General features: G+C 72.3%; 22 protein-coding genes. 6 read left to right on the forward strand and 16 right to left on the reverse strand.

The window, feature by feature from the left end; all coding sequences use genetic code 11:
- Positions 1–146 precede the first annotated feature (146 nt).
- Both ACGFWJ_RS21715 and ACGFWJ_RS21720 read left to right on the forward strand, forming a co-directional pair.
- On the forward strand, positions 147–1,256 hold the full coding sequence (locus ACGFWJ_RS21715) for an alpha/beta hydrolase (RefSeq protein ID WP_392951966.1): 1,110 nt from the start codon (positions 147–149) through the stop codon (positions 1,254–1,256).
- A gap of 206 nt (positions 1,257–1,462) precedes the next feature.
- On the forward strand, positions 1,463–2,959 hold the full coding sequence (locus ACGFWJ_RS21720) for a hypothetical protein (protein ID WP_392951968.1): 1,497 nt from the start codon (positions 1,463–1,465) through the stop codon (positions 2,957–2,959).
- A 60-nt stretch (positions 2,960–3,019) separates the two neighbouring features.
- Here ACGFWJ_RS21720 and ACGFWJ_RS21725 read toward each other — a convergent pair whose 3' ends face one another.
- From ACGFWJ_RS21725 to ACGFWJ_RS21765, 9 genes are all read right to left on the reverse strand, one after another.
- A complete protein-coding gene (locus ACGFWJ_RS21725) occupies positions 3,020–3,898 on the reverse strand; it encodes a CDP-alcohol phosphatidyltransferase family protein (RefSeq protein WP_387646189.1) in 879 nt (292 codons plus the stop codon).
- Positions 3,885–4,562: a phosphatidylserine decarboxylase gene (locus tag ACGFWJ_RS21730; RefSeq protein ID WP_387646187.1), complete on the reverse strand. Its 678-nt coding sequence runs from the start codon at positions 4,560–4,562 to the stop codon at positions 3,885–3,887. The genes ACGFWJ_RS21725 and ACGFWJ_RS21730 overlap by 14 nt, the downstream gene beginning before the upstream one ends.
- A 434-nt stretch (positions 4,563–4,996) precedes the next feature.
- On the reverse strand, positions 4,997–6,199 hold the full coding sequence (locus tag ACGFWJ_RS21735) for an acyl-CoA dehydrogenase family protein (protein ID WP_380486031.1): 1,203 nt from the start codon (positions 6,197–6,199) through the stop codon (positions 4,997–4,999).
- 136 nt (positions 6,200–6,335) lie between these two features.
- Positions 6,336–6,833, reverse strand: coding sequence for a MaoC family dehydratase (locus ACGFWJ_RS21740; RefSeq protein ID WP_392952022.1), 498 nt, complete (start codon positions 6,831–6,833; stop codon positions 6,336–6,338).
- 2 nt (positions 6,834–6,835) lie between these two features.
- A complete protein-coding gene (locus ACGFWJ_RS21745; protein ID WP_387646182.1) occupies positions 6,836–7,795 on the reverse strand; it encodes an HpcH/HpaI aldolase/citrate lyase family protein in 960 nt (319 codons plus the stop codon).
- Between the two features lie 23 nt (positions 7,796–7,818).
- A complete protein-coding gene (locus ACGFWJ_RS21750; RefSeq protein ID WP_392951972.1) occupies positions 7,819–9,843 on the reverse strand; it encodes a protein meaA in 2,025 nt (674 codons plus the stop codon).
- On the reverse strand, positions 9,843–11,180 hold the full coding sequence (ccrA, locus tag ACGFWJ_RS21755; RefSeq protein ID WP_387862927.1) for a crotonyl-CoA carboxylase/reductase: 1,338 nt from the start codon (positions 11,178–11,180) through the stop codon (positions 9,843–9,845). The genes ACGFWJ_RS21750 and ccrA overlap by 1 nt, the downstream gene beginning before the upstream one ends.
- Before the next feature lie 371 nt (positions 11,181–11,551).
- Positions 11,552–12,463, reverse strand: coding sequence for a TetR family transcriptional regulator (locus ACGFWJ_RS21760; RefSeq protein ID WP_392951975.1), 912 nt, complete (start codon positions 12,461–12,463; stop codon positions 11,552–11,554).
- Positions 12,464–12,657: 194 nt separating this feature from the next.
- A complete protein-coding gene (locus tag ACGFWJ_RS21765) occupies positions 12,658–14,433 on the reverse strand; it encodes a 3-hydroxyacyl-CoA dehydrogenase family protein (protein ID WP_392951978.1) in 1,776 nt (591 codons plus the stop codon).
- Between the two features lie 364 nt (positions 14,434–14,797).
- On the opposite strand from ACGFWJ_RS21765, the gene ACGFWJ_RS21770 reads away from it, so the two are divergent.
- The gene (locus ACGFWJ_RS21770) at positions 14,798–15,364 is read left to right on the forward strand and encodes a Uma2 family endonuclease (RefSeq protein ID WP_392951980.1); all 567 of its coding nucleotides are present in this window, start codon (positions 14,798–14,800) and stop codon (positions 15,362–15,364) included.
- 58 nt (positions 15,365–15,422) lie between these two features.
- Here ACGFWJ_RS21770 and ACGFWJ_RS21775 read toward each other — a convergent pair whose 3' ends face one another.
- Positions 15,423–16,910, reverse strand: coding sequence for an MFS transporter (locus ACGFWJ_RS21775; RefSeq protein WP_392951983.1), 1,488 nt, complete (start codon positions 16,908–16,910; stop codon positions 15,423–15,425).
- A gap of 121 nt (positions 16,911–17,031) precedes the next feature.
- Positions 17,032–17,664 (reverse strand): TetR/AcrR family transcriptional regulator, encoded by a 633-nt coding sequence (locus tag ACGFWJ_RS21780; RefSeq protein WP_392951985.1) that lies wholly within the window; start codon positions 17,662–17,664, stop codon positions 17,032–17,034.
- 209 nt (positions 17,665–17,873) lie between these two features.
- Between ACGFWJ_RS21780 and ACGFWJ_RS21785 the strand changes: the two genes are divergently transcribed.
- A complete protein-coding gene (locus ACGFWJ_RS21785; RefSeq protein ID WP_387646161.1) occupies positions 17,874–19,184 on the forward strand; it encodes a glutamine synthetase in 1,311 nt (436 codons plus the stop codon).
- Positions 19,185–19,205: 21 nt separating this feature from the next.
- Here ACGFWJ_RS21785 and ACGFWJ_RS21790 read toward each other — a convergent pair whose 3' ends face one another.
- From ACGFWJ_RS21790 to ACGFWJ_RS21800, 3 genes are all read right to left on the reverse strand, one after another.
- Positions 19,206–20,417, reverse strand: a complete 1,212-nt coding sequence (locus tag ACGFWJ_RS21790; RefSeq protein ID WP_392951988.1) for a hypothetical protein — start codon at positions 20,415–20,417, stop codon at positions 19,206–19,208.
- Positions 20,418–20,474: 57 nt separating this feature from the next.
- The gene (locus ACGFWJ_RS21795) at positions 20,475–21,014 is read right to left on the reverse strand and encodes a SigE family RNA polymerase sigma factor (protein ID WP_387646155.1); all 540 of its coding nucleotides are present in this window, start codon (positions 21,012–21,014) and stop codon (positions 20,475–20,477) included.
- Between the two features lie 98 nt (positions 21,015–21,112).
- Complete coding sequence (locus tag ACGFWJ_RS21800) at positions 21,113–21,742, reverse strand: hypothetical protein (RefSeq protein WP_392951991.1); 630 nt, start codon at positions 21,740–21,742, stop codon at positions 21,113–21,115.
- A 180-nt stretch (positions 21,743–21,922) separates the two neighbouring features.
- On the opposite strand from ACGFWJ_RS21800, the gene ACGFWJ_RS21805 reads away from it, so the two are divergent.
- Complete coding sequence (locus ACGFWJ_RS21805; RefSeq protein ID WP_392951993.1) at positions 21,923–22,468, forward strand: GNAT family N-acetyltransferase; 546 nt, start codon at positions 21,923–21,925, stop codon at positions 22,466–22,468.
- Positions 22,469–22,520: 52 nt separating this feature from the next.
- On the opposite strand, the gene ACGFWJ_RS21810 is transcribed toward ACGFWJ_RS21805, so the two are convergent.
- Both ACGFWJ_RS21810 and ACGFWJ_RS21815 read right to left on the reverse strand, forming a co-directional pair.
- A complete protein-coding gene (locus ACGFWJ_RS21810; protein WP_392951996.1) occupies positions 22,521–23,195 on the reverse strand; it encodes an NUDIX domain-containing protein in 675 nt (224 codons plus the stop codon).
- Positions 23,196–23,253: 58 nt separating this feature from the next.
- Positions 23,254–23,643, reverse strand: a complete 390-nt coding sequence (locus tag ACGFWJ_RS21815; RefSeq protein WP_392951999.1) for a DUF4406 domain-containing protein — start codon at positions 23,641–23,643, stop codon at positions 23,254–23,256.
- 50 nt (positions 23,644–23,693) lie between these two features.
- Between ACGFWJ_RS21815 and ACGFWJ_RS21820 the strand changes: the two genes are divergently transcribed.
- Entirely contained in the window at positions 23,694–24,452 is a 759-nt protein-coding gene (locus tag ACGFWJ_RS21820; RefSeq protein WP_392952002.1) for a DeoR/GlpR family DNA-binding transcription regulator, read from the forward strand.
- Positions 24,453–24,602: the final 150 nt, after the last annotated feature.

A 24,602-nucleotide genomic window follows, 5' to 3' on the forward strand; every position in this document is an offset into this window, starting at 1 on the left:
CCGTCCGTTTCCGGGCGATCAACCCGTACGGCTGAGACGCTCCCGGCAGGGACCGTGCGTCACCCCCAGCGGGGCCCCGGCTCGCCGGACGGCCGGTGGGCGGGTGCACTGGAGGCAAAGGACCCGCCAGCCTCCGGGAGACCGCCATGCGTTGGGGAACCGCCGCCGTTGTCGCAGCCGCCGCCGCAGGGACCGGAGCGGCGGCGTTCCTGCTGCTCGGCCGGAAGGTGTCGGACCAGGTGGTGCAGCCGGGTACGGCCGCGCCGCCGCGGGTCGAAGTGCTGGAGCTCGGGCCGGGCCGGGTGACGCTGACCGCGACCCCGGACACCGTCCGGCGCGGGCACTACGCGCTGGAGTGGGACGAGGGCGGCCACGCCGTGGTCGGCGAGGTGCTCGGCTCGGGCGGCGGGCGGGTCACCCGGCGGCTGGAACGCGCCGAGTACGGGACGCTCGCCGTCGGCACCGAGGTCCGGATCACCGCCCGGGTGCTGACCGGCGACCCGCGCTCCGCGCTCGGCCTGGACTTCGCGGAGACCGCCGTGGTCGGCGAGCTGGGGGCGTTCCCGGCCTGGCGCACCCCCGGGATCCGCGGCACCTGGGCGGTGCTGATCCACGGCGCGGCCGCCGACCGTTCGCAGGCGCTGCCCGTGCTGCGGCTGATGCACTCGCTGCGGATGCCCACGCTGACGGTCACCTACCGGGGCGACGCCGGCGCCCCCGCGTCGCCGGACGGGCTGGCGCACTTCGGCGAGACCGAGTGGCAGGACATCGACGCGGCGATCCGCACCGCGCTCGACCTCGGCGCGGGCAAGGTGGTGCTGTGCGGCTGGTCGATCGGCGCGACCATCGCGCTGCACACCGCCGCGCACTCCGCCCACCGGGGGCAGATCGGCGGGCTGGTGCTGGACTCCCCGGTGCTGGACTGGGAGGAGTCGGTGCGCCGGGCGGCGGGGTGGTTCGGGGCGTCCCCGATGCTCGCCGAGCTCGGCACCCTCGCCGCGCAGGGCCGCACCGGCGTGGACCTGGCCGGGTTCGCCCGGATCTCGTCCGGCGCCGACCTCGCCTCGCCCGCACTGCTGCTGCAGAGCCCGGACGACCCGCTCACACCGTGGGCGGCGGCCCGGCGGTTCGCGTCCGATCGGGACGACCTGGTGAGCCTGCACCCGGTGCCGCACGCGCAGCACGCGGCGCTCTGGAACGCCGACCCGGCCGGGTACACCGAGGCGCTGCGCCGGTTCCTCACCCCGCTGCTGTGAGGGCCGGGCGGGAACCGGAAGCGGGCCCGCCGCGTCCTCATCTCGGAGTGATCACGCTTCACGCCATGTCCATGCCGGAAAGCGGAGTTGTTCGTCCCGCTTTGGCCCGGCTTGTCCGTCCGTCGTTCGAAGGGTTCGGACAATACTCCGAGACAGCCCGGCAGCCGATGTGACAGAAGGCCCGTGCAAGGGGAAGACTGCACGGCGTGACGTCTCGGAACCCGCGCGACCGTGATGCCCCGCACCCGCCCCACCGCACCGGTGCGACGGTGACCCGTCTGCCCGGTACGGCCGTCGGGCGTGCGGAGGGCACCGTACCCGCAGCCAACCGCCGCCGGGTACCCGCCAAGCCCGGACGAGGCCGAGTGCCCGTCCCGGACGGCTTTCCCGCACCCGCCGAACTCGCCCCGCTGGCCCGCCGGATGCTCGCCGACGCGGTCCGCGTCGCCCGCTGGGCCGGCGAGCTCACCGAGGTCGACAAGCGCGGCGAACTCCTCCCCGAGGACGCCCGCGCCGCCGGCCGCGCCCTCGCCATGACGGTCGGCGCCGCCGCCAACGCCTGGGGTCAGGCGCTGCTGGTCGGCCTGGTCGAGCTCCGCGACGGCGGCGCCGGACCTGGCTGGCGGCTGCACGCCTGGGAACGCGACGACGAGGCGGTGGTCCGCGGCTGGTCCGCGCTGTTCGACGCCTGGACGCTGCTCGCCCCGGTGCCGCCCGCCGCGCTGCGCGGAGTGTTCGCCCAGCTGGCCGGCCAGGCCGTCGACCAGGCCCCGCAGCTGCTGTCCTTCCTGCACCTGGTGGACGGGCCGGTCGCCGACAGCGAACTGCTCGAACTGCTCCGCCGCGGCCTCGACGAGCGCCGCCTCGGCCCGAGCAGCGGCACCTTCCCGCTCTCCCCGGTCCCGCACGCCGCCTCCGCGGTCTCCGCGGTCCGCGGCACCTGCCGGGAGCCGCAGATCGACACCCCGCACTCGTCGGCCGACGTGGCCGCCGTGCTGGACTGGATGCTCGACGGCCTGGCCGCCGTCGGCGCGCTCGGCCGGCAGGACGAGGCCGCCGAGCTCTCCCCGCTCGGCCACTGGGCGGTGCGCGCCAAGCTGGAGGAGATCTGCACCGTCGCGCAGACCGCCGCCGGGCACATCGAACAGAGCGCCCTCGAACTGCTCAGCGCCTGCGCCGACTACAGCCCAGGACCGGCCCGCGCCGAGTTCCGGGCCTGGGTCGCCGCCCGCCCCGCCGACCGGGCCGTCGCCGAACTGCTCGAAGCCGCCCGCGGCGAGGACGCGCTGGTCCGCGGCCTGGCCTTCGAGGCACTGCGGGTGGTGGCCGGCTCCACCGCCGAGCAGGGCGTCCGGGGCGCCGTCGAGGAGGCCGTCCTGCGGCCCTACGCGCTGCTCTGGCTGGCCGAACAGCTGGACGAGGGGGGCGCCTCCCCGGCCGACGTGCTGGGCGCGGAGGACGCCGCCTGGCTGTGGGTGGACACGGCGGCCGCCGTGCTCGACCACGGCGAGACCGACCTGCTGGTCGGCCACGTCGAGGGCGCCTCGGCGGGCGAACCCGTCCGCCTGTTCAACCGCGCCCGCCAGTCCGGCCACCCGCGCGCCGCGAGCGTCCTGACGGCCGTCGCCTCCGTCCACCCCGACCCGGCAGTCGCCCGCGCCGCCCGCCGCAGCGCCTTCTCGGTCCACACCGGCGGGGCGTAGGTTCCAGGCAACGCGAAAGCCCCCCGCTCGATTCGAACGGGGGGCTTTCCGCTGTGCGTGTCAGCCGCGGTTCTCCGCGCGGCGGGCGCGGACCACGCCGACCTTCTCGCCGACCTTGCGGCGGATGACCAGCAGCGGCGCCATCGCGGCCAGCGCGATCTGGGCGAGCGCGCCGATGTGCATCAGGGTGTCGCCGCCGGGCAGGCCCGCGGCCCAGGCCGCCAGGCAGCCGATGGAGACCACGATCCAGGCCACCGTCGCGGTGGCCAGCAGGCCCTGCGGCTTGGGGTACTCGATCCGGCTGACCATCAGGTAGGCCACGCCGAAGATCAGCAGCAGGCCGGGGACGAACGGCGGGTCGAGCAGCACGATCGCGATGACGGTCATGGCGCCCATCGGGCAGGGCATGCCCTGGAAGATCCCCGGCCGCATCTTCACGGCGGAGAACCTGGCAAGCCGCAGCACCACCGCCAGCAGCACGGTCAGCGCGATGAACGCGGACAGTTGCTGGTTGGAGCCGGTGGAGACCAGTCCCCAGACCGCGACGAAGTACGCCGGCGCGATGCCGAAGCTGATCAGGTCGGCGAGGTTGTCGAGCTCGGCGCCGAGCGCGGAGGAGCGCAGCTTGCGCGCCACCAGGCCGTCGAAGAGGTCGCACATGGCGCCGACCAGCAGCAGCGTGACGACGGTGGCCGCACTGTGCTTGACGGGCGCGTTCGACTCACCGGTGAGGTGCGGCATCAGGATGCCGGTGGTGGTCGAGTAGATGGCCAGGAAGCCGCAGACGGCGTTTCCCAGCGTCAGGAAGTCGGCGGTGGACAGGTGCTGGGGGGAGCGGGGCGCGCGGAGTTCGCGGTCCCGCGCCCAGCGGCGGCGGCGCAGTTCGGTGGATTCCTCGTCACCGAGGCCCACTAGGGTTTCCGGATCAGTCACGGTCAAGGCGAGTCACCCCGGCGGTGGTCTTCTGGCCGACCGTGACGCCAACCTCGACGCCCGCCGGCAGGTAGGTGTCGACGCGGGAGCCGAAGCGGATCAGGCCGACCCGCTCGCCCTGCTCGACCTTGGTGCCGGCGTCCATGTACGGGACGATGCGGCGGGCGACGGCGCCCGCGATCTGCACCATCTCGATGTCGCCGAGCTCGGTGTCGAAGTGCCACACGACGCGCTCGTTGCGGTCGCTGTCCTTGTTGAACGCCGGGACGAATCCACCGGCGATGTGCTCGACGGACGTCACGCTGCCGGCCAGCGGCGCGCGGTTGACGTGGACGTTGAGCGGGCTCATGAAGATCGCGACGCGGGTGCGGCCGTCCGGCCACTCGTCGATGGACTGGACCACACCGTCGGCCGGGGAGATCACTCTGCCGGCGCCGATCTCACGCTCGGGGTCGCGGAAGAACCACAGCATGCCTGCGCTGAGCGCGCAGGCCGGCACGGCCGCCAGGGCCCACTTGCCGGAGCGCCGGGTGAGGGCGGTCGTCACGGCGGCGGTGGCCAGCGTGGGAACGAACCAGGGGGTGGCACCGCGCGCAATGGTCACGCGGGGACGCCGACCCTCGGGGGCGAAACCCTGGGCGGAGGTGTGAGGGGACGGGCTGATGGGCATCGAGGACCTTTTGTCGCGGGCCCCGCGCGGGAACACTGAATGGCCCCTGGACGAGGGCCACCGCGGGGATCGAGTTGTGTGGGACGGCTGCTGTCCCGGTGGATGCTATCGGGACCTGCCGGTATCTGGGCAAGCCGCCTGCTAGTCGAACTACGCCTGCCTGCCGAGTCGTGCACCTGCTATGTGTACGACCGTAACCGGACCGGGTCCGGTTCCCCAAGAGGTCCCGGGTCACGGGTGATTCACGTCTCAGTGACACGCCGGTCACAGGCAGTGCGGGGAAGCGGCCGCCCGGCGCGTACCTGGGGAAACGCGCCGGGCGACCGCATCAAGTGCCGTGCCCGCCTGGTCCGGCTGACCAGGCCGGGGGCGGGCACGGACGGGCCGGCGGCGGGCCCGCACGCCCGCCTTTCCGGCCCGGTATCAGGACGGTCTCAGTCGGCGAGCCGGTACTCCTCGAGCAGACGGCGTCCCACGATCATCTTCTGGATCTCCGCCGTACCTTCACCGATCAGCAGCATCGGGGCCTCCCGGTACAGCCGCTCGATCTCGTACTCCTTGGAGAAGCCGTAGCCGCCGTGGATCCGGAACGAGTCCTCGACGACCTCCTTGCAGTACTCGGAGGCCAGGTACTTCGCCATGCCGGCCTCGAGGTCGTTGCGCTGCCCGCTGTCCTTCTTACGGGCGGCCATCACCATCATCTGGTGCGCGGCCTCGACCTTGGTGGCCATCTCGGCGAGCTTGAACTGGATCGCCTGGTGCTCGGCGATCTTCTTGCCGAAGGTGGTGCGCTGCTGGGCGTACGCGATGCCCAGCTCGAACGCCCGGCGGGCCACGCCGCAGCCGCGGGCGGCCACGTTGACCCGGCCGACCTCGACGCCGTCCATCATCTGGTAGAAGCCCTTGCCGGGGACGCCGCCGAGGATCCGGTCCGCCGGGATGCGGACGTCCTGGAGCACCAGCTCGGTGGTGTCGACGCCCTTGTAGCCCATCTTCTCGATCTTGCCGGGCACGGTGAGGCCGGGGACGGTCTCGTTCGGCCCGAAGCCCGGGGTCTTCTCGATCAGGAAGGTGGTCATGTTCTTGTAGGGCGTGTTGCCGCCCTCGTCGGTCTTGCACAGCACGGCGACGACGCTGGACGTGCCGCCGTTGGTCAGCCACATCTTCTGGCCGTTCAGGACGTAGAAGTCCCCGTCCTTGACGCCCTTGGTGGAGATCGCCGAGACGTCGGAGCCGAGGCCCGGCTCGGACATCGAGAAGGCGCCGCGCAGCTCGCCGGCGGCCATCTTCGGCAGGAAGTAGTCCTTCTGTTCCTGGGTGCCGTGCGCGTTGATCATGTGCGCCACGATGAAGTGGGTGTTGACGATGCCGGAGACCGACATCCAGCCGCGGGCGATCTCCTCCACCACCAGGGCGTAGGTGAGCAGCGACTCGCCGAGGCCGCCGAACTCCTCGGGGATGGTCAGCCCGAACAGGCCGAGCTGCTTCATGCCCTCGACGATGGCGGTCGGGTACTCGTCCTTGTGCTCCAGCTCGGTCGCGACCGGAATGATCTCCTTGTCGACGAACTCCCGCACGGTGGCGAGGATGTCCCGCTGGATCTCGGTGAGGCCGTCGGTCTGTGCGAGGCGTCCCATCGTGCGGCTCCGTGACTGCTCAAGAGGGTTGGGGGTTGGGGGGCTCCGCGGCGCGTGGCTGTCGCGGAGCCCCCGGGAACCGGGTAGGGGCTGGGCCGATGACGGCGGCCCGCCCGTCCGGGGTCTGGAAGGGGCGTCAGGCCAGCGGCTCGGGGCGACCGGGCTGCTCGCCGCCGCGCTCCTTGATGTACGTCTCGGTCGGCACCATCACCTTGCGGCGGAAGATGCAGACGACCGTGCCGTCCTGCTTGTAGCCCTTGGTCTCGACGTAGACGATGCCGCGGTCCGGCTTCGAGGTGAGGTTCTTGTCGAGAACGGTGGTCTCGCCGTAGACGGTGTCGCCGTGGAAGGTCGGCGCGATGTGGCGCAGCGACTCGATCTCCAGGTTGGCGATCGCCTTGCCGGAGACGTCCGGGACGGACATGCCCAGCAGCAGCGAGTAGATGTAGTTGCCGACCACCACGTTCTTGCCCTGCACGGTGGTGGTCGCGTAGTTGGCGTCCATGTGCAGCGGGTGGTGGTTCATGGTCAGCAGGCAGAAGAGATGGTCGTCGTACTCGGTGACGGTCTTCCCGGGCCAGTGCTTGTAGACCGCGCCGACCTCGAACTCCTCGTAGGTGCGTCCGAACTGCATCGTCACGCCTCCGGGATCTCGAACTTGCTGGTGCGCTGCATGCCCGCGGCGCGGCCCTTGCCGGCGATGACCAGGGCCATCTTGCGGCTGGCCTCGTCGATCATCTCGTCGCCGAGCATCGCCGAGCCCTTGGCGCCGCCCGCCTCGGAGGTGCACCAGTCGTAGGCGTCGAGGATCAGCTCGGCGTGGTCGTAGTCGTCCTGGCCGGGCGAGTAGATCTCGTTCGCGGCGGCGACCTGGTCCGGGTGCAGCACCCACTTGCCGTCGAAGCCGAGGGCGGCGGAGCGGCGGGCGACCTCGCGGTAGCCCTCCTGGTTGCGGATCTGCAGGTAGGGGCCGTCGATGGCCTGCAGGTCGTTGGCGCGGGCGGCCATCAGGATGCGCATCAGGATGTAGTGGTAGGCGTCGGCACCGTAGCCGGGCGGCTGCTCGCCGACCACCAGGGACTTCATGTTGATGGAGGCCATGAAGTCGGCCGGGCCGAAGATGATGGTCTCCAGGCGCGGCGAGGCGGCGGCGATCGCGTCGACGTTGATCAGGCCCTTGGCGTTCTCGATCTGCGCCTCGATGCCGATCTTGCCGACCTCCAGGCCGACGGTCTTCTCGATCTGGGTGAGAAGCAGGTCCAGCGCGATCACCTGCTGGGCGTCCTGCACCTTGGGCAGCATGATGCAGTCCAGGTTCTGGCCGGCGCCCTCGACGACGGTGATGACGTCGCGGTAGGTCCAGTGCGTGGTCCAGTCGTTGACCCGGACGACCCGGGTCTTGCCGCCCCAGTCACCGTTGTTCAGGGCGTCCACGATGGTGTGGCGGGCGCCTTCCTTGGCCAGCGGGGCGCAGGCGTCCTCCAGGTCCAGGAAGACCTGGTCGGCGGGCAGGCCCTGGGCCTTCTCCAGGAAGCGCGGGTTGCTGCCCGGTACGGCCAGGCAGGAACGGCGCGGACGGAGGCGGTTCACAGTCATTTTGAGAGGTGTTCCTTCCGGGGTCAGCTGGTCGCGGCGGTGGTCGCGGCCCACGGCTGAAGCCTGTTGGCCAGCCGGATCTCGTCCACGATCCGGCCGATGATGGTGGTGATGCCGAAGTCCTTGGGTGTGAACACGGCAGCGACTCCGGCGGCCTTGAGGGCCTCGGCATCCGCTGCGGGGATGATTCCACCCACGATCACCGGCACATCCTCCACCCCGGCCCGGTTCAACCGCTGTATGACGTCGGGCACAAGCTCCGGGTGCGCGCCGGAGAGGATGGACAGGCCCACGCAGTGCACGTCCTCTGCGACAGCGGCGGAGACGATCTGCTCGGGCGTCAGACGGATGCCCTGGTAGACCACCTCGAAACCGGCGTCGCGGGCCCGGACGGCGATCTGCTCGGCGCCGTTGGAGTGCCCGTCCAGGCCGGGCTTGCCGACCAGCAGGCGGAGCTTGCCGGTGCCGAGCTCGGCGGCGGTGGCGGCCACGGCCTCGCGGACGGCGGCGAGTTCGCCGCCCGGCTCGGCGGCGACCGCGACCGGCGCGCCGCCGACCCCGGTGGGGGCGCGGTACTCGCCGAACACCTCGCGCAGCGCGAACGACCACTCGCCGGTGGTGGCGCCGGCCCGGGCGCAGGCCAGGGTGGCGTCCATCAGGTTCTCCTCGGTGACGGCCACCTCCTTGAGGCGGGCCAGCGCGGTCTGCACCGCGGCCTCGTCCCGACTGCCGCGCCAGGCCTCCAGGTTGGCCAGCACGGACCGCTCGGACGCCGGGTCGACCACCATGATGGCGGTGTCCAGGTCGGCGGTGAGCGGGCTGTCCTCGGTGGTGTCGAAGCAGTTGACGCCGACGATCCGGTCCTCGCCGGCCTCGATCCGGGCCCGCCGGGCGGCGTGCGAGGCCACCAGGTTGGACTTCAGGTAGCCGGACTCGACGGCCGGGATCACCCCGCCCATCCCCAGCACCTTGGCGATCTCCGCCTCGGCACCGGCCAGCAGCTCCTCGGTCTTCTCCTCGACCACGTGCGAGCCGTTGAACAGGTCGCCGTACTCCAGCAGGTCCGACTCGTACGCCAGCACCTGCTGGATCCGCAGCGACCACTGCTGGTCCCACGGCCGCGGCAGGCCCAACGCCTCGTTCCAGGCCGGGAGTTGGACGGCACGCGCGCGGGCGTCCTTGGACAGCGTGACGGCCAGCATCTCCAGCACGATGCGCTGGACGTTGTTCTCCGGCTGCGCCTCGGTCAGGCCCAGCGAGTTGACCTGCACGCCGTAGCGGAAGCGCCGCTGCTTGGCGTCCTCGATGCCGTAGCGCTCGCGGGTGACCTTCTCCCAGAGCCGGGTGAAGGCCCGCATCTTGCACATCTCCTCGACGAAGCGGACGCCCGCGTTGACGAAGAAGGAGATCCGGGCGACCACCTCGCCCATCCGCTCGGCCGGGACCTGCCCGGAGTCGCGGACGGCGTCCAGGACGGCGATCGCCGTGCACATCGAGTAGGCGATCTCCTGGACCGGGGTGGCCCCGGCCTCCTGCAGGTGGTAGCTGCAGATGTTGATCGGGTTCCACTTCGGGATGTGCGCCACCGTGTAGGCGATCATGTCGGTGATCAGCCGCACCGACGGGCCGGGCGGGAAGACGTGCGTCCCGCGCGACAGGTACTCCTTGACGATGTCGTTCTGGGTGGTGCCGGTGAGCCCCGCGATGTCCGCGCCCTGCTCCTCGGCGACCACCTGGTACAGCGCCAGCAGCCACATGGCGGTGGCGTTGATGGTCATCGAGGTGTTGGTGCGCTCCAGCGGGATCCCGTCGAACAGGGTCCGCATGTCGCCCAGGTGCCCGACCGGCACGCCGACCCGGCCGACCTCGCCGCGGGCGAGGACGTGGTCGGAGTCGTAGCCGGTCTGGGTCGGCAGGTCGAAGGCCACCGACAGGCCGGTCTGGCCCTTGGCGAGGTTGCGCCGGTACAGCGCGTTGGAGTCGCTCGCGGTGGAGTGGCCGGCGTACGTGCGCATCAGCCAGGGGCGGTCGCGTTCCTGAGCAGCCATCAGATGTCCCGGAAGAGATTGATCTTGTCGAGGTGCTTGGCGCGGAACTCGTGGTCGCGCACGCCCAGGCCCTCCTGCGGGGCCAGGCAGAGCACGCCGACCTTGCCCTGGTGCTTGTTGTGGTGCACGTCGAGGGCGGCCTGGCCGGTCTCCTCCAGCGTGTACACCTTGGACAGGGTCGGGTGGATCTTGCCCTTGGCGATCAGGCGGTTGGCCTCGAACGCCTCGCGGTAGTTGGCGAAGTGCGAGCCGACGATGCGCTTCAGCGACATCCACAGGTAGCGGTTGTCGTACTGGTGCATGTAGCCGGAGGTGGAGGCACAGGTGACGATGGTGCCGCCCTTGCGGGTGACGTAGACGGACGCGCCGAAGGTCTCCCGGCCCGGGTGCTCGAAGACGATGTCGACGTCCTCGCCGCCGGTGAACTCGCGGATCTTCGCGCCGAGGCGCTTCCACTCGCGCGGGTCCTGGTTGTTCTCGTCCTTCCAGAACTTGTAGCCCTCGGCGGACCGGTCGATGATCGCCTCGGCGCCCATGGCCCGGCAGATGTCGGCCTTGGCGTCGTTGGAGACCACGCAGATCGGGGTGGCGCCGCCGGCCAGCGCGTACTGGGTGGCGTACGAGCCGAGGCCGCCGCTGGCGCCCCAGATCAGCACGTTGTCGCCCTGCTTCATGCCCGCACCGTTGCGCGAGACCAGCTGGCGGTAGGCGGTGGAGTTGACCAGGCCCGGGGAGGCGGCCTCCTCCCAGGTGAGGTGCTTGGGCTTGGGCAGCAGCTGGTTGGTCTTCACCAGCGCGAGGTGGGCCAGGCCGCCGAAGTTGGTCTCGAAGCCCCAGATGCGCTGCTCCGGGTCCATCATCGTGTCGTTGTGGCCGTCGGCGGACTCCAGCTCGACGGACAGGCAGTGCGCGACGACCTCGTCGCCGGGCTGCCAGGCGTTGACGCCGGCGCCGGTGCGCAGCACCACGCCCGCCAGGTCGGAGCCGACCACGTGGTACGGCAGGTCGTGGCGCTTCGTCAGCGGGGAGAGCCGGCCGTAGCGCTCCAGGAAGGAGAAGGTGGAGACCGGCTCGAAGATCGAGCTCCACACGGTGTTGTAGTTGACGGCGCTGGCCATCACGGCGACCAGGGCCTCGCCCGGGCCGACCTCGGGCAGCGCGACGTCGTCCAGGTGGAGCGACTTGCGCGGGTCCTTGTCGCGGCTGGCGAGGCCGGCGAACATCTGCTCCTCGTCCTTGTGGAGCGTCACGGCCCGGTAGGACTCGGGCAGCGCGAGGCCCGCGTAGTCGGCGGACGTGGCGTTGCCGCTGAGGATCGCGTCGAGAATTTCCTGCATGGCTGCCTCCGAAGGCGTACCTGTGCGAGGGTCACAGGGCGTCTGGGGGAGCCGGGAGCGGACACCGGCTTCGCTGAGGGTCTGAGGTCTGGGGTACTGCGGTGGTGCGACGGATGGGTGGAGTCGCGAGCACATGTCCCCAGGGTGACGGGGACACCGGACGACGGCGCGCCGAGGTGGGGAGCCGCGGCGCCGCGACCGGTGGCAACAAAGTAGTGGCACCCTGTGCCACTCGTAAAGACACAGGGTGCCAACTTCTGGCGTGAGCCAGGACACTCGGCTCAGGGGGTTGACGGGAACACGCGAAGGCCCGTTCCCGAAACCGGGAACGGGCCTTCGATTCTGTCTGTCACCTGCGGAAACTGCCTGGATTACAGGGCACTTCGCCCGGCCAGCGCGGCCCGGATCGAATCCACCACGGTCTCCAGCGGGGCATCCGTGCGGGCCACTGTGATCAGCACCTCACCGCTCGGGCTGGCACTCAGTGCGCTCACGGCCGCCGGGTCCTCCGGCAGCACTCCGTCACCATTGGCACCCGGTGCCAAGGTGGTTCCGCGGCGGCGGGCACCGCTCGGCGGGGTCGGCCAGAACGTCCCCCGGATCACCTCGAAGGAGTGGTCGAGCTGCGCCTCCACGTCGCCGTACCCGCCGGCCCGCAGCCAGCGCCGCAGCACGTGGTTGTGCGCCGCGACCACCGCCGCCGCCGACACCTCGGCCAGCATCGAGTCGTCGTCCCCGCCGCGCTGCCAGCCCGGCGGGGTCTGCTCGGCCGCGTCGAACCGGCCCAGCAGGTACCGGGTGAACAGCCGCTCGTACCGGGAGACCACCGCGATCTCCCGCTCGCGCAGCGCCGGAACCTGCCGGATCAGCTGGTAGCGGGCCACCGACATGTCCGGGGTGGAGGCGTACATCCGCAGCACCTCCTTGATGCCCCGGCACACCACGTCCAGCGGGTGCTCCTCCGGCTCCGCGCTGGCCAGCAGGTCCGCCACCCGCACCAGGGTGTCGTCGTGGTCCGGGAAGATCGCCTCCTCCTTCGACCGGAAGTACCGGAAGAAGGTGCGCCGCGCCACGCCGGCGGCGGCCGCGATCTGATCGACCGTCGTCTCCTCGTACCCCTGGGTGGCGAACAGCTGCATGGCCGCTGCCGTGAGGTCCTGGCGCATCTGCAGCCGCTGGGCGGCGGCCCGGCGACTGCCCGGCCCGGACTCCACCCCCGACCGCGACTGGTCCGGCCCGGCGGCCGGCTGCTGCTGCTGGGAAAGCGAGGTCTGGCGATCCATGTCCGGAACGCTACACGCACCCGGTGCCGCCCCCGCCGGCCTGGCCCTGCGCACCGGCACCGAGGGCGGCACCACGGCGGGCCGCGGCCACCGCGAGGAGACCGCGCCGGACCCCCACGGGGGCCTCGGCACAGCCGGGTTGACGCCCCCGGCGGGCGACGGCCGCGGGCTCGGCGAGGACGCCGGACGGCCGGTCATCGCCGCGCGTGGTCGCGGAAACCGCGGCCGGTCTTGCGGCCCAGGCAGCCCGCCGCCACCAAGTGCTCCAGCAGTGGCGCGGCCGCCAGACCCGGCTCCCGGAACTCCTGGTGCAGCACCTTCTCGATGGTCAGCGACACGTCCAGGCCCACCACGTCCAACAGCTCGAACGGGCCCATCGGGTAGCCGCAGCCCAGCTTCATTGCGGTGTCGATGTCGTCCACCGTCGCGTAGTGCTCCTCCAGCATCCGCACCGCGTCGTTCAGGTACGGGAACAGCAGCGCGTTCACGATGAAACCGGCCCGGTCGCCGCACTCCACCGGGTGCTTCTTCACCTTCCCGCACAGCTCCAGCACCGTCGCCGTGACGTCCTCGGCCGTCAGCACCGTGGAGACCACCTCGACCAGCTTCATGGCCGGCGCCGGGTTGAAGAAGTGCATGCCGATCACGTCCTGCGGACGGCCGGTCGCCGTCGCGCAGGAGATCACCGGCAGCGAGGAGGTGGTGGTGGCCAGCACCGCGCCCGGCTTGACGATCTTGTCCAGGGTGGTGAACAGCTCGCGCTTCACCGCGAGGTCCTCCGCCACCGCCTCCACCACCAGATCGACGTCCGCCAGATCCTGGTAGCCGCCGGCCGGGGTGACCAGCGCCAGCGCCGCGTCCCGGGCCTGCTCGGTCAGCCGGCCCTTGGCCACCGAACGCTCCAGCGACTTCGCCAGCTGCGCCTTCGCCCGCTCCGCCTTCTCCTGGCTGCGGGCCGCCAGCAGCACCGGGAAGCCCGCCTTCGCGAACACCTCCACGATGCCGGTCGCCATCGTCCCGCTGCCGCACACGCCGACACTGCGCACCTCGCGGCCGGCCGGACGGGCCTCTGCCTCCGAGGCCTCCTCGGCGATCACGTGGGACGAACCCGGGGCCTCGTACGTGTAGAAACCGCGGCCCGACTTGCGGCCCAGCAGACCCGCCGCGACCAGCTGGCCGAGGATCGGCGCCGGGGCGTGCAGCCGGTCCCGGGACTGCTCGTACATCGCCTCCAGCACGGTGCGGGCGGTGTCCACACCGATCAGGTCCAGCAGCGCGAGCGGGCCCATCGGCAGGCCACAGCCCAGCCGCATCGCCGCGTCGATGTCCTCCCGGGTCGCGTACCGGGACTCGAACATCGCCGCCGCCTGGTTCAGGTACGCGAACAGCAGACCGTTGGCGATGAAGCCCGCCCGGTCGCCCGCCGCGACCGGCTCCTTGCCCAGGTCGCGCGCCAACTCGGCGACCTGTTCGGCCGCCTGGGGCGATGTCAGCACCGTGCGGACCACCTCGACCAGCTTCATGGTGTGCACCGGGTTGAAGAAGTGCACCCCCAGCACCCGCTCCGGGCGGGCGGTGGCCGCCGCGATCCGGGTCACGCTCAGCGCGGTGGTGCCGGTCGCCAGCACCGTCTCCGGCGGGCAGATCCGGTCCAGCTCGGCGAACAGACCACGCTTCAGCTCAAGGTCCTCCGGGACCTCCTCGATCACCAGATCCGCCTGCGCGGCCGCTGCCAGGTCGTCACCGACCTCGATCAGCGCGAGCAGCGCGGCGCGCTCCTCGGCAGTCAGCCGCTCACGCGCCACCGCCCGGGCGGTGGACGCCTCGATCCGGGCCAGCGCCCGCGCCGCCTGCGACGGACCGGCCTCCACGCCGATCACCCGCCGGCCACTACGGGCCACCGCCACGGCCACCCCGGCACCCATGGTGCCCAGGCCGACCACGGCAACAGTGGGGAAGGGACGCTCCATTGACCAGACTCCTTAGTCATGGGCCCGCGCCGACGGCCCCCGCCACCTGCCCGGGCATGCCGGGGGTACGACGGGGGAGGGTGCGCCGACGGCGCGGGAGAAAAGGGGAACGGAAGAAGAACAGCGGCGACCCCGCGCTACGGACCGGTCCGCTCCGGTTCCGTCGAGGGGCAGTGCCGTGGTGCTCAGGCGCTCCGACAGATCATGAAGCGACGCCGACGCGCACACAGAGAGAAGAACGCAACCGCCCGGTGCGGCTCCCGAAGCCCGGCGCTGGCGCGTGCCGACACTGTAGCCCAGCTACTGGCGGGTAGGAAGAGGCAAACGCGCTTCGCGCGACGGCGGTTGCCCCTACCTTGCCCGCATGACCAGCGAACGTCCGCAGATGTTCCCCAGCCAGTTCGAAACGATCGCGGAAGCGGCGGAGAGACATGACGTGACATTCGAGTTCGTCACCGGAAAGCTCCGGGTCAAGCCGATGCCCGACGGCGACCACGCCGAGATCGTCATGTGGCTGATCGAGTGCTGCATGACGCAGCGGCCGGATCTCCGCCTCCACCCCGGGCGGCGCGTGCTGCTCTCCGGTGACTGCCGCACCAAACCCGACGCAGTGCTTGCCCACCGGCGCGCGTTCGCCGCCCAGGGGGAGTGGTCCGATCCGGCGGAGGTGCTGATGGCGGTCGAGGTGACCTCCCACGATCCGCACGCCAACAGGTGTGACCGGGAGGAGAAACCGGTGGCCTACGCCAAGGCCGGCATCCCGGTTTTCCTTCTGGTCGACCGGGAGGCCGGGGCCGTCACGGTGTTCAGCGAGCCCGGGGGTGGCCGCTACGGAAGCGTCGTGACCCTCACCCACGGGCACACCGTGGAGGTGCCGGAACCGGTGAACGTCACTCTCGACACCGAAGTCCTCAAGGAATTCGTCCGCTGACACGCGAAACGGCCCGTCCGGAGGGTTTCCGGGCGGGCCGTTCGTGTGTGGTTGGGGGTCAGTGCGCCATGACCGGGACGGCGTCCTCGATCTCGGAGGTGGACTCGTGGTGTTCGGGCTTGCCGGCGTTGATCAGGGTGAAGGCGGTGAGGGAGGCCAGGGCCAGGATGCCGACGGCCCACCAGATGGCGGTGGAGTAGGAGTGGACCTGGGCCTGGAGGGCGAACAGTTGCGGGTCGGTGGCGGTGGCGGCGTGGGCCTTGGCCCACTCGGTGCCGGCGCTGTGGGCGACGGTGCTGAGGAGGGCGGTGCCGATCGCGCCGCCGACCTGCTGGGAGGTGTTGACCATCGCGGAGGCGACGCCCGCGTCGCGGGGCTGGACGCCGTAGGTGGCCAGGCTCATGGCGGGCATGAAGGCGGTGCCCATGCCGAGGCCCATCAGGATCAGGCCGGGCAGGATCTGCCAGTAGGAGGTGCCGACCTCGATCCGGGTGAGGATCAGCAGGCCGAGCGAGGCGACCAGGAAGCCGGGCGCCATCAGGTAGCGGGCCGGGACCCGGGTCATCAGGCGGGCGCCGATCTGGGTGGAGCCGGTGATCATGCCGGCCACCATCGGGAGGAAGGCCAGGCCGTTGACGACCGGCTTGTAGTGCAGCACACCCTGCATGTAGAGGGTGAGGAAGAGGAACAGGCCGAACATGCCGATCACGGCCATGCCGAGCGAGAGGTAGACGCCGCCGCGGTTGCGGTCGGTGAGCACGCGCAGCGGCAGCAGCGGGGCCTTGACCCGGCTCTCGACCACGACGAACGCGGCGAGCAGCACGGCGGCGGCGACGAACAGGCCGATGGTGGAGCCGTCGGTCCAGCCGGCGCTCTCGGCGCGGGTGAAGCCGTAGACCAGGGAGACCAGGCCGGTGGTGACCAGCAGTACGCCGGGGATGTCGAGGCGGTTGCGGTTCAGGCTGCCGGCGGGCTCGCGGATGACCAGGACCGCGCCGGCGATGGCGGTCGCCGCGAACGGGATGTTGATGTAGAAGGTCCAGCGCCAGTTCAGGTACTCGGTGAGGGCGCCGCCCAGGATCAGGCCGAGCGCGCCGCCACCGCCGGCCACCGCGCCGTAGATGCCGAACGCCTTGGCGCGCTCCTTGCCGTCCGAGAACATCACGGCGAGCAGCGACAGCGCGGCGGGGGCGAGCAGCGCGCCGAACACGCCCTGGAGGGCGCGGGCGCCGAGCAGCATGGCGGTGTTGACGGCGGCGCCGCCGATCGCGGAGGCCGCGGCGAAGCCGACCAGGCCGAGTATGAAGGTCCGGCGGCGGCCCCACAGGTCGGCGACCCGGCCGCCGAACAGCAGCAGTCCGCCGAAGGCCAGGGCGTAGGCCGTGATGACCCACTGGGTGGTGCTGTCGGCGAAGCCGAGGTCTTCCTTGGCGCTCGGGAGCGCGATGTTCACCACGGTCGCGTCGAGGACGACCATCAACTGGGCCAGCGCGATGAACATCAACGCCTTCCAGCGGCGCGGATCCGGCTGGAGGGTTTCGGACATGGAGGTACCCACCTGTGAGTGCGAGAGCGTACGAAGCAAGCGAAAACTGGCAGGCTGCCCGGTCGGGCGCCTGTCGGAAGAATGGGAGTGCCGGGGGTCGGCGGCCTGGAACGGCGGGGTTTCAGGCGCGCTGGCTGAGGTCCTCCATGGTCACGGCGTGGCCGGGCAGGGCGGACGGGGAGATGGTGCGCAGTCCGTCGAGCAGGATTTGCAGGTGACGGTGGACCAGCGGGTGCAGGTCGAGGCAGTCGGCTCCGGGGAGCGGGCGGGTGAGCTGGGCGACGGCGACCACCAGGTCGCCCGCCCCGATGTCGGTGCGGAGCAGTCCGTCGGCCTGCGCGCGGGTGATCAGGTCTTCGGTGGCCTGCTTCATCTCGGCGCGGGCGTCGGTGAGTTCGGGGTCGTGCGGGTCGATGGTGCCGGACAGCAGGGAGCACAGCGCGCCGATCCGTTCGTCGGCGGCGGCGTGCACGAAGCGGCTGAGCGCGGCGAAGGAGTCGGGCTCCTCGGCGGTGGCCGCGTGCGCGTGCGCCACGATCCGGTCGATGACGGCGAGCGACACCTGGTGGATCAGCGTCCGGCGGTCGGCGAAGTTCCGGTAGAGCGTGGCGTTGCCGACGCCGGCCCGGCGGGCGATCTCGTCGAGCGGGGCCATCGCCCCGTGGTCGACGAAGGCCTCGCGGGCGGCGGCGACGATGCGCGCCCGGTTGCGGGTGGCGTCCGCGCGCCGGCGGGGAGCGGTGACGGTGGTCATGGTGCGGTGCTCCCTTCGAGCGGGCGGAGAGGTTCCGGAAGAGCGGGGAGGGACTCCCCGTTTCTGCTTGGACAGGGTTTCAAACGGGGACTTGGTCCCCGGAATTTCATCATTCGATGTGACTCGCATCACGTTTGAAACCTCCACGGACGGGTGACCTCTCGGCCGAGTCGCCCGGGCGCCGCATCGCCGCAGGCCAGCATGGGCGCATGAGCACCGTGAAGCCGCGCACCGAGCGCGCCGCCGAGGCCCGATTGGCCGCCACCCGGATCGAGGCCGAGGGCGTCGACGGGGTGATCGTCAGCTGGGTCGACAACGCCGGCGTCACCCGGGTCAAGTCCGTGCCCGTCCGCGGCCTGGAGAGCGCCGCCCGGTGGGGCGTCGGCGCCTCGCCCTGCTTCGACCAGATGCTGGTCGACGACTCGCTCGCCCCGTCCGGCAGCGCGCTCGGCGACCTGCGGCTCGTCCCCGACCTGGCCGCGCTGCGCCGGCTCGCCGCCCAGCCCGGCTGGGCCTGGGCGCCCGGCGACCGCTGGACCCAGCAGGGCGAGCCGCACCCCGGCTGCCAGCGGCAGTTCGCCCGCCGCACCGTCGAGGCGCTGGCCGAACGCGGACTCACCGTGCAGGCCGGCATCGAGGTCGAGTGGATCGTCGAGGGCGGCGAGGCCGGGCCCGCGTACGGCATGCGCCGGATGATCGGCAACAGCGACTACCTGCGCGACCTGCTGCGCACCCTGCGCGAACAGAAGCTGACGGTGCTCCAACTGCACCCCGAGTACAGCGACGGCCAGTTCGAACTGTCCGTCGCCCCGAGCGGCCCGGTCGAGGCCGCCGACACCGCCCTGCTGGTCCGGCACACCGTGCAGGCCGTCTCGCTGCGGCACGGCCTGCGGGCCAGCTTCGCGCCCGTCGCCACCCCCGGCGGCGTCGGCAACGGCGGCCACCTGCACCTCAGCCTCTGGCGCGACGGCCAGAACCTCGGCCACGGCGGCAGCGGCCCGCACGGCCTCACCCGGGAGGCCGAGGCGTTCCTCGCCGGAGTGCTGGCCGAACTGCCCGCACTGCTCGCGCTCGGCGCCCCGTCGGTGGCCAGCTACCTGCGGCTGGTCCCCGGCCACTGGGCCGGCCCGCACCGCTGCTGGGGGCTGGAGAACCGGGAGGCCGCGCTGCGGCTGATCACCGGCTCCGCGCCCGAACAGGCCAACGCCGAGGTCAAGTGCTTCGACGCCGCCGCCAACCCCTACCTGGCCGTCGGCGGCGTGCTGGCCGCCGGCCTGGCCGGCCTCGGCGACGCGCTCCACCTGCCCGCCGAGACCACCGGCGACCCCGACGGCGTCGCCGAACGCCTGCCCACCACCCTCGGCCAGGCCGTCGACGCGCTGCGCAAGTCCGAGGTGCTGCGCGCCGCGATGGGGGAGTCGCTGTGGCAGTCGGTGATCGACGTCCGGGAGGCGGAGATCGCCCGGTTCGCCGAACTCGGGCCGGGGGAGATCGTCGAGGCGCTCCGCTACCGGTACTGACCCGAGGCCGGCGGGCGCGGCTCACTTCGGGTGCGGCACCGTCCAGCCCGGGCAGGTCGCGATCGCGGTCAGCTGCTCGAGCGTCAGCAGCGGGGGCCGGCCCGCGTCGGGCGAGCCCGCGCCCGCCGGGTTGACCGCCGTCACGCGGACCCGGTGGCCGTCACGGCCCAGCACGTCGACGATCGTCTCGGTGGCGCCCTGGGCGTTCGGGACGGGGCGGCCGGTGACACTGCGCACGCGGGTGCCGTCCGGCTGCGCGGGGGCGTCCGCGAACCAGGCCTCCACCGACGGTTCCGCCTGCTCCTCCACCACGGTCAGCTCGACCATCCGGTCGCCGGCGGCCAGCATCGTCCGCTGCATCGGGCCACCGGGGCCGGTGCTGGACACCACCTGCAGGCCGGCCGGCAACAGGTCGGGCTGCTGCGCCCGCTCGGGCGGGTCCTTGGGTGTGACTGCCGGTCGGAGCATCGCCTTGAAGGTGCGCCAGCCGGGGTCGGTGGCCAGCGTCCGGAGCCGGTCGACGGTCAGCAGCGGGTCCGGCCGGGTCGAATCCCCGGCGTGCGTCGCGGAGTTGAACGAGGTAGCGGTGACCCGCGTCCCGTCCGGGGCGTCCACCTGCACCTCGGAGTACCTGTGCGGGGCCGGGCCCGGGTCCGCGCCGGTCCACTGCGTGACGGCCACCTTGGTGCCGTCGTCCTCGGCCGTCTGCACGCACGTCACGCCCTCGATGTCGTAGCCGGCGCACGAGTGCGCCGGTCCCCACCCGGTGGTGTTCGTGATGTCCAGCGTCAGCAGGCTCGGCCCCCGGCCGTCCTCCAGGGTCAGTTGCGCGTTCGCGGAGCCGAACGGGGCGAGCGTCGCGCCGAACGTCGAACCGTTGGAGCGGACGATCCGCAGGCCCGCCGGAAGCCGCTCCGCCACCGCCGACACCAGGTGCGCCTCCTCCGGGATCCCCGCGTCGGACGGACGCGAGTCCGCCGGGGTGGGCGCGACGGACGCCGCCGGGCCGACGCTGTCCGTGTACAGGGCGTTCGGCAGGACGACCGCGGTCACCCCGCTGACGGCCAGCACCGCGGCGGCCGAGCCCAGCGCCAGCCGGCGACGGTGGCGGCGGCGGCCCCGGGCCGCGCCGACCATGGCCAGCAGCGGGGTGTCCGGGACGAAGCTGTCCCCGGTCTCGCGGAAGACCTGGCAGAGCCGGTCCTCGAAGTCTTGCTCGGGCAGTGCGGGCATGCGTGATCACCGTCTCCGGGAACGAAAAGGAAAGAACAGGGGCGGTGCCGGCGGTGGTCAGTGCGCGGCGAGGTCGGTCAGGCCGTCGCCCAGCAGGACCCGCAGCCGGGCCAGCGCCCGCGAGGACTGGGAGCGGACCGCGCCCGGGCGGCAGCGCAGGATCGTCGCCGTCTCCTCGACACTGACGTCCTCCCAGTAGCGCAGCACCAGCACCGCGCGGTCCCGCGGCGCGAGTTGGGCCAGCGCCTGGAGCAGCGTCATCCGCAGGGTGCTGTCGTCGCCCGTCGGGTCCGGCAGGTCGGGGAGATCGGCGGTCGGACGCTCGCGCGAACTGCGCCGCCGGTGGTGGTCGATGAACTGCCGGTACAGCACCCCCTGCGCGTAGCCCGCCGGATTCTCTATCGCCCGGCCGCCGAACAGCCGCCCCGGCCGGCGCCACACCACGTACATGCGGCTCAGCGTCTCCTGCACCAGGTCCTCGGCGAGGTGGGTGTCACCACCCGTCAGCAGGCACGCCGAACGGTACAGCGGGGCCGACCGGTTGGCGGCGAACTCCGCGTACTCCAGGTCGCCGCTGCGCACTGCTGCTCCTGCCACGTCGATGTTCTCCCCGGCCGTGCATCTTGTTCACCCGTCAGACGTGACGGGATGCCGAGAATGTCACGGGGTCGGCGCGGAAATCTTTCCGGGGGAGCTCAGCGGGCGGGCCGCTCGCCCGCGCCGCGGCAGAACGGGCACGTCCGGCTGCCCTGGCAGTCGCCGCAGCGGACCCGGCCGTCGGTCCGCCCGCCCCAGGTGACGCCGCCCATCACCCAGCCCCGGCCCCAGCAGCGGTCGCACGCGCACCGCCCCTCGCACTCCGGGCACAGCTCGTAGCCCGGCTGGACGTCCTCCGGCGCGAGCAGCGGCTCGGGGCGGACGAACACTTCCGGCTCGTACAGCGCCATCGGCTCCAGATCGGCCCGGCACAGCGTCAGGCCGCGCACCGGGTTGATGTGCAGCCGGATCGTCATTCCGTCCCGCCGGGCGTGCAGTACCGCCGAGCCGGTCTCGGTGTGCTCCACCGTCCGCTGCCAGTCGGCGAGTTCGGCCTCGGCCCGGGCCAGCAGGCCGGGGTCGGCCGGCTGCGGGTCGAGGACGACCTGACGGTGGTGGGCGAAGCTCAGCGGATTGCCGAACGCGGTGATGTCCGGATACTCCGGCAGCACGGCCGGCGGCGCCACCCCGGGCGCCAACGCCTCCAGCACCGCCGCGAATTCGGCGTACAGCCGCTCGCCGCGTCGCTGCAACTCCTCCCGCGCCCCGGGTATCTCCTCGCCCGACATCGCCCGCCCCTCGCCTCGAAGTGCTGTCAACTGGCCGGGGGCGTCCGGGTGTTGCTCGGTACGCGCGCCGGGCGGGGCCGATTCTAGGCACCAGGTGCCGCCGGGCGGGGCGTTTTGGCGAGCTGCGGTGGTTCGCGGAACGGCCGGACGGGCTGCCGCGGCGAGTGGTACGAAGATCGAATGACGAGTTACTGGCTGGGTGAACGCATACGCCTGCGGGCGGTCGAGACCGAGGACGGGCCGCTGCTGGCCCGCCTGTCCGAGCAGGAGGAGCGCCTCGGCGACCTGCTCAACCCGCCGCGCTCCACCGAGGGTTGGCAGGCCTTCGCCCGCGAGCACGCCACCGCCGACCCGTCCGGCGACACTTACGTCCTGATCGTCGAGTCACGCACCGACGGCACCCCCGTCGGCTCGATCGGCGTCCACCGCGCCGACCCGCGCAACGGCTGGTTCGAGTACGGCATCACCATCGCCGCCGAGCACCGCCGCCGCGGCTACGCCGGCGAGGCCGCCCGGTTGGTGATCCGCCACCAGTTCGAGGAGCGGCGCTACCTCAAGGCCACCGCCAGGGTCTTCGCCCACAACCACCCCTCGCTGGAGCTCCAGCACCGCCTCGGCTTCACCGAGGAGGGCCGCTTGCGCCGGCACGTGCTGCTCGCCGGCCGCCCCACCGACGTGGTGCTGCTCGCGCTGTTCGCCGAGGACTTCGCCGCATCACCGAGCTGAGCGGCCTGCTGCCGAGCGCCCTGCACGTTTCTGCACGATTCAGGGCGCCGGATCAACGGACCGGCGGCGGCGCGAACGGCCCGTGCAGGGCCGCCCACTGCAGCAGCAGGACGGTCTTGCCGTCGGCGATCCGCCCGTCCCGGGTCATCGCGAGCGCCTCGGCGAAGGGGAGTTCGAGCACCTCGATGTCCTCGCCGTCCTCGGCCAGCCCGCCGCCGGGGCCGGTGCGGTCGGCGGGCCGGTAGGGGGCGGCGTAGAAGTGCAGCCGCTCGGTCACCGAACCCGGGCTCATGAACGCGTCCAACACGTGGGTGAGCGGGCCGAGTTCGACGCCGAGCTCCTCGGCGCTCTCCCGGCGGATCGCGGTGACCGGGTCGTCGTCGTCCAGCAGGCCGGCCGCGGCCTCGATCAGCATGCCGTCGGGGTGGCCGTTGACGTACGCCGGGAAGCGGAACTGCCGGGTGAGCAGGACGCGGCCGCGTTCGGTGTCGTACGGCAGCACCACCGCGCCGTTGCCGCGGTCGTAGGTCTCGCGCTGCTCGGTGGTCCAGCGGCCGTCGCGGCGGCGGTGGTCGAAGGTGGTGCGGCGCAGCACGTGCCAGCCCTGCGAGGTGAGTTCGACCTGGCGCACCACCACGTCCGGATTGCCGCGCAGGTCGCGCCCGGCCCGGTCGAGGCCGGTGCGGCCGCGGTGGTCGGGGACGTCGATGCCCGGGCGTCCGTTCATCGGGCCACCTGCGGTGCGCGGCGCGGGAGTTCGGACACGTCGATGCCCGGGCGTCCGTTCATCGGGCCACCTGCGGTGCGCGGCGCGGCAGTTCGGACACGTCGTGGTAGACCGGCAGGCCGCGGCGGCGGGCGGTGGCGACGTCCTGGTCGGCGCCGGCCGAGTCGCCGGGCAGCCGGAGCACGGCGTCGCAGCGGGCGAGCAGCCGGTCGGCGGCCGGGTACAGCACCTCGTCGGCGAGCGGGTCGGTGGGCCCCGCGCCGGCCGAGCGCAGCACGGGCAGCGCGATCCACTCGCCGATCACCGGCAGGTGTCCGGCCGCGAAGACCGGCCAGGCGGCCGCCTCCAGCCGGGCCAGGTTGGCGGCCATCGCCTGCGGGTCTCCGTCGGTGCCGGAGCGGTACGGTCCGGCGATCAGGACGAGCATGGGTGTGTCGGTGTCGGTCATGGGGCGTTACCATACACGCAGAAACGTGCAAGAACAGGAGAGAACGAGAAATGCTGGCTGCTGAACGGCGCGACCACCTGCTCGCCCTGCTGGCCCGCGAGGGCAAGGTGGTGGCCAAGGACGTCGCCGCCGACCTCGGCATCTCCGAGGACAGCATCCGCCGCGACCTGCGCGACCTCGCCGCCGAAGGACTCTGCCAGCGGGTCTACGGCGGCGCGCTCCCCGCCTCGCCCGCCACCGCCGGCTACGCCGAGCGGCAGTCGGTGACCCCCGACGGCAAACGCCGGGTCGCGGCCGCGGCCGTCGAACTCGTCCGTCCCGGCAGCGCCGTGATCCTGGACGGTGGCACCACCGCGCTCGCCGTGGCCGGCCTGCTCCCGCCCGACCTCGACTGCACCGTGATCACCCACAGCCCCACCGTGGTGGCGGCCCTGCTCGAACACCCGCGGGCCGAACTCTTCCTGCTCGGCGGCCGGATCTTCAAGCACTCCGCAGTCGCCTGCGGAGCCGCCGCCGTCGAGGCCGCTCAGAACGTCTCCGCCGACCTCTGCCTGCTCGGCGTCACCGGCGTCCACCCCGACGCCGGCCTGACCACCGGCGACGCCGACGAGGCCGCCATGAAACGCGCCCTCGCCGCCCGCGCCGCCGAAACCTGGATCCTCGCCTCCGCCGAAAAGATCGGCGCGGCCTCCCCCTTCCGCGTCCTCCCCTGGGACCGCATCACCGGCCTGATCACCGACGCCCCCCCGACCCACCCGGCCCTGGAACGCCTCACCGCCGACGGGGTCGAGATCCTGACGGCCCGTTGACGGCCTCGCGGCCGGGCTGGACAGGCCCTCGGCGACGCCTCGTCTAGTGCCGCGGCAGGCAACCTTTGCCCCGTCGCGGCCCGATGCATCCCGCCTGGACGCACCGCCAAAGCACCCAAGTACACCCAGTACGAGGGCGCTTCGGCGGCA

Source organism: Kitasatospora sp. NPDC048407, assembly GCF_043200475.1.
Taxonomy (GTDB): Bacteria; Actinomycetota; Actinomycetes; order Streptomycetales; family Streptomycetaceae; genus Kitasatospora.